Here is a 5,150-nt window from a genome sequence, read left to right on the forward strand (position 1 = left end):
ATACGGTGATTGTCGACGAGATTCACGCCTTGGTGCCGACCAAGCGCGGGGCGCATCTGGCGCTGTCGCTGGAGCGACTGGAGGCGCTGACGCAAAGACGTCTGCAGCGCATCGGGCTCTCCGCCACCCAGCGGCCCCTCGAAGAAGTGGCGCGGTTTTTGGGCGGAGTGGAGAAGCAGGGACTGAGGACTGAGGGACTAAGGACTGAGGCACTCGGGACTGAAAACGAGAGCCTTGAGCAGGAAACGATGCCCATTCGGTATCGGCCTGTGACCATCGTAGATGCCAGCGCTAACAAGCAGTTAAAGCTGACCATTGAAGTTCCGGTTGGAGATATGGCACGCCTGGGCGAGCAGGAATATATCCCCAGCGGACCGGCTTCGCAGGCACCGCGCCGGGTCTCGATCTGGAACGCGATTCACCCGCGTTTGTTGGAGCTGATTCGCGATCGCAATTCGACCATTCTGTTCGTGAACAGCCGGCAGGTGGCCGAGCGGCTGGCCGGAGCACTGAACGAGCTGGCCGGCGAGCCCATTGCCCGGGCGCATCATGGGTCCCTGGCGGCGGCCCAACGCTCGGTCATCGAAGAGCAGTTGAAGGCGGGGCAAATTCGCGCCCTGTGCGCCACCTCCACGCTGGAGCTGGGCATCGACATGGGCGCGGTGGACCTCGTCATCCAGATCGAATCGCCGCCCTCGGTGGCCAGCGGCATGCAGCGTATCGGCCGCGCCGGGCACCATGTGGACGCGGTCAGCGAGGGGATCCTGTTTCCCAAGTACCGGGCCGACCTAGTGGCCTGCGCAGCCGTCACCCGCGCCATGCACGAGGGGCACATCGAGTCCACCCGCTATCCGCGCAACCCGCTCGACGTGCTGGCGCAGCAGTTGGTGGCGATGGTGGCGACGGGGACTAGGGCGCAGCGGAACACCATGGGTGCCCCATCCTTGGCGACAGCCAAGGGTGGGAAAGCACAAACTCGAACTCCGCGACAGATGTCGGGTGCCCCAGGTCTCGATTTTGAGACCTGGGAAACCGATGCGCAGAAAACAACCCTGGGTGCCCCCGGTCTCGACTTTGAGACCGGGGATACCGGGAACCCGGAACTCCAGGACATGAACATGGATGTTCGTCCCCAGTCCGAGTTTTCGGTCGATTCCCTCTACGATCTTGTCCGCGGCGCGGCACCGTTTGGAGGGCTGACCCGGCCGGCGTTCGAAGGCGTGCTGGACCTGCTTAGCGGCCGCTATCCCTCCGACGAGTTCGCCGAGCTGCGCCCGCGTCTCAACTGGGACCGCATCCGCAACGTAGTGACGGCGCGCGAGGGCGCCGGCCGGTTGGCGATCCTCAACGCCGGCACCATTCCCGACCGTGGCCTCTACGGCGTCTTCCTCGCTTACAACGATGGCAAGCCGGTGCGGGTCGGCGAGCTCGACGAGGAGATGGTCTTCGAGTCGCACCCCAACGAAACGTTCATCCTGGGCGCTTCGACGTGGCGCATCGTCGACATCACGCATGACCGCGTACTGGTGACGCCTGCGCCGGGCGAGCCGGGCAAAATGCCGTTCTGGAAGGGCGACGGGCCGGGTCGCCCGCTGGAGTTCGGCCGGCGCATCGGGGCCATGGTCCGCGAGCTGCGCGCGCTGCCCAAACCGGCTGCGCTGACGCGGCTGGTCACTGAGCACGATCTCGACCCCGGCGCGGCGGAGAACCTGATGCAGTTTCTCGCCGACCAGGAGGCCGCCACCGGCTCCGTGCCCGACGACCGCACCATCGTCGTCGAGCGCCTGCGCGACGAGCTGGGCGACTGGCGCGTCTGCGTGCTCACGCCCTTCGGCAGCCGCATTCATATTCCCTGGGCCATGGCGGTCAGTGCCCGGATTCGCGCCATGGGTGGCCCGGAAGTCGAGACGCTCTGGGGCGACGACGGCTTCGTACTGCGTTTCCCCGACACCGACGAGTCGCCCGACTCCGACTGGATTCTCGTTGAATCGGCGGAGGCCATGCAGCTCGTGCTGCGCCAGCTCGGCTCGACGGCGCTGTTCGCCGGGCGCTTCCGCGAGGCCGCAGGACGCGCTTTGTTGCTGCCGCGGCGCCGTGCCGATGCGCGCACGCCGCTGTGGCAGTTGCGCAAGCGCTCCTACGACCTGCTCAGCGTGGCCTCGCGCTACCCATCCTTTCCGCTGCTGCTGGAGGCCTATCGCGAGTGCCTTCGCGACGTCTTCGACATGCCGGCGCTCGTCGAAATCCTCAAGGAAATCGAAGAACGCAAGCTTCGCGTGCATTTCGTCGAGACCCGCAAGCCCTCGCCGTTTGCCGCTTCGCTGCTGTTCAGCTATGTGGCCAACTTCGTCTACGATGGCGACGCGCCGCTGGCCGAACGCCGCGCCCAGGCGCTGACCATCGATCAGGACCAGTTGCGCGAACTGCTGGGCGAGACCGATCTGCGTGAACTGCTGGATGCCGATGCCATTGCCGAAGTCGAAGAGGCGGCGCAGTGCCTGGCGGAGAACTATCGGGCGCGCTCGGCAGACGGCATCCACGACCTGTGCCTCAAGCTTGGCGACCTGTCGCGCGAAGAGCTGGCGCGGCGAGTCGTTTCCTCGGATCTTCTGCAACAGGTCGATCGCCTGATCCGCGCACGGCGCCTGCTGGAGTTGCGCATTGCCGGCGAGCGCCGCCTGATCGCCGCCGAAGATGCCGCGCGCTACCGCGACGGGCTGGGGATTCCGCTGCCGCCGGGGCTGGCCGCATCGCTGCTGGAGCCGGTAAAGCAGCCGGTGTTGGAGCTGGTGCGCCGGTTTGCGCGCACGCACGGGCCATTTACCCTGCGCGAGCCGGTGGAGCGCTTTGCTCTGGATGCGACGGCGGTGGAAGCCGCGCTGCGGCAACTGACCCACGACGGGCGCGTGCTGGAGGGCGGATTCCGCCCCGGCGGTCTGCATCGCGAGTGGTGCGACGTAGAGATTCTGCGCCAGATCCGGCGCAAGTCGCTGGCCAAACTGCGTAAGGAAGTGGAGCCGGTGGAGCAGCACACGCTGGCGCGGCTGCTGACGCACTGGCAGGGGCTGGTTACGCCGCGGCGCAGCGGACACGGCAACCTCGACGGCCTCTTGGACGCCATCGAGAACCTGCAGGGCGCGCCGCTGCCGGCGTCGCTCGTGGAGTCGTCGATTTTGCCGGCCCGCCTGGCCGACTACGCGCCGGCCGGCCTGGACACGCTGATTGCCGCCGGAGAAGTGGCGTGGGCGGGCGTCGAGCCGCTGGGCGAGCGCGACGGCCGCATTGCCCTCTTTTTAGCCGACAAATTGCCCCTGTTGGCGCAACGGAGGCCGCAGGTCGAGCCGCTCAGCGTGCGGGAAGAAAAGCTGCTGGCGGTGCTGGAAGCGACGGGGGCGAGCTTTTTCGATCCGCTGCATCAGGCCGCGGGCGGCGGCTACCCGGGCGAGTCGATCGATGCGCTGTGGAGCCTGGTATGGCGCGGGCTCGTCACCAACGACTCGCTGCACGCGCTGCGCGCCTATATCGCCAAACCGGAGAGTGCGCGGCAGCCTCGCCGAATGCATACGGGCATGGCGTTTCGCTCGCGCCGGACGACACCGCCGAACGCGCAGGGCCGCTGGTCGATGCTGGCGGTGAGATCGGATAATCCCGTGCTATCCCACCCTGGCCTTCCGGCCAGGATGGGGCACCCGGACGTCGTGCAGGCGCCGACGGCCACCGAGGCCAGTCACGCGCTGGCGCTGCAACTGCTCAACCGCTACGGCGTGCTGACGCGCGAGGCCGTCGCTGCAGAGAATGTGCCGGGCGGGTTTTCCGCGGTCTACGACGTGCTCAAGGCACTCGAAGAGAGCGGCCGCATCCGGCGCGGCTATTTTGTGGCTGGGCTGGGCGCGACGCAGTTTGCCCTGCCGGCCGCGGTGGACCTGTTGCGGCAGTTGCGCACTGCGCCGCCGGAAGAGAAGCCGGAGTTTGTGCAGCTTGCTGCGACGGACCCCGCGAATCCCTATGGTTCGATCCTGCGCTGGCCCGATCTACCGGTGGCCGAAGAAGACGCGGAGAGCGCGCCACGGGTGCTCACCCGCGCCGTGTATGCCGAAGTGGTGCTGCGCAACGGGCAACTGGTAGCCTGGCTGCGGCGCGGCAATCCCAACCTGCTGGCGTTTTTGCCGGCCGAAGAGCCCGAGCGCTCGCAAACGGCCGCGGGGCTGGCGCATTTCCTCGCCACCCGCGGCCAGGAGCGCATGAAAGCCGACGGCCGCCAGGGCGTGCTGATCACCACCATCAACGGGCAGCCGGTCACGGCGCACCCCATGGCGCGTTTCCTGATGGACGCAGGCTTCCATCACGGGCCGCTGGGTATGCACCTGCGGCGCATCCTGCTGCCGCCCGGCCAACATGCGTATGGGCCGCATACGGGCGAGGTGCAATAGCGAATGCCCGAAGGCGACACCATCTTTCGCACCGCCCGCACGCTGGCGCGCGCCCTGGGCGGCAAGCCGATCACCGGCTTCCGCTCGACATTCCCGTTCCTGACGCGCTTCAACGACGACACGCCGATTGTTGGGCAGACGGTCGGCGAGGTAGAGTCGCGCGGCAAATGGCTGCTCATTCATTTCTCCGGTGGCGGCACGCTGGCCACGCACATGCTCATGAACGGGAGCTGGCACATCTACCGGCCCGGCGAGCGCTGGCAGCAGCCCCGCATGAACATGCGCATCGTCATCGAGAACCGCGAATACATTGCAGTCGGCTTCAAGGTGCCGGTGGCGCGCATCTACTGCGGCGAAGCGCTCATGCGCGAGCGAAAGATTCCGCAGACTGAGATCGACGTGTTGCGCTCTGAGTTCGACGAGGACGGCGCGGTTGAGCGCGTGCTGGCCTGCCGCGAGGAAGAGATTGGCGACGTGCTGTTGCACCAGGAGGTGATGGCCGGCGTGGGCAATGTCTTTAAGTCAGAGGTGTGTTTCGTGACCGGCCTCAATCCCTTTCGCAAGGTGCAGACGCTCACGCGCGAGCAAGTCGTCCTCGCCGTTCACGCGGCGCGCAGACTGGTGAAAGCGAACGTGCTCGAAGACTCCGGCGAGACTATCGTGACCTACGGCGGGCGCCGTCGCCGCACCACGCACGAGTCGAATCCGGGCGAGAGCCTG

The 5,150-nt window shown here is 67.0% G+C and carries 2 protein-coding genes; both read left to right on the forward strand.

The annotated features are described in order from the left end of the window. The coding region (locus AC1P6P_RS14900) for an Lhr family helicase (RefSeq protein WP_481403230.1) at nucleotides 1-4,430 on the forward strand (4,430 nt) is incomplete at its 5' end. 3 nt (nucleotides 4,431-4,433) lie between these two features. Then, on the forward strand, nucleotides 4,434-5,150 hold a 717-nt coding region (locus AC1P6P_RS14905; protein WP_481403231.1), incomplete at its 3' end, for a DNA-formamidopyrimidine glycosylase family protein.

The sequence above is a fragment of the Rhizomicrobium sp. genome (assembly GCF_056722145.1).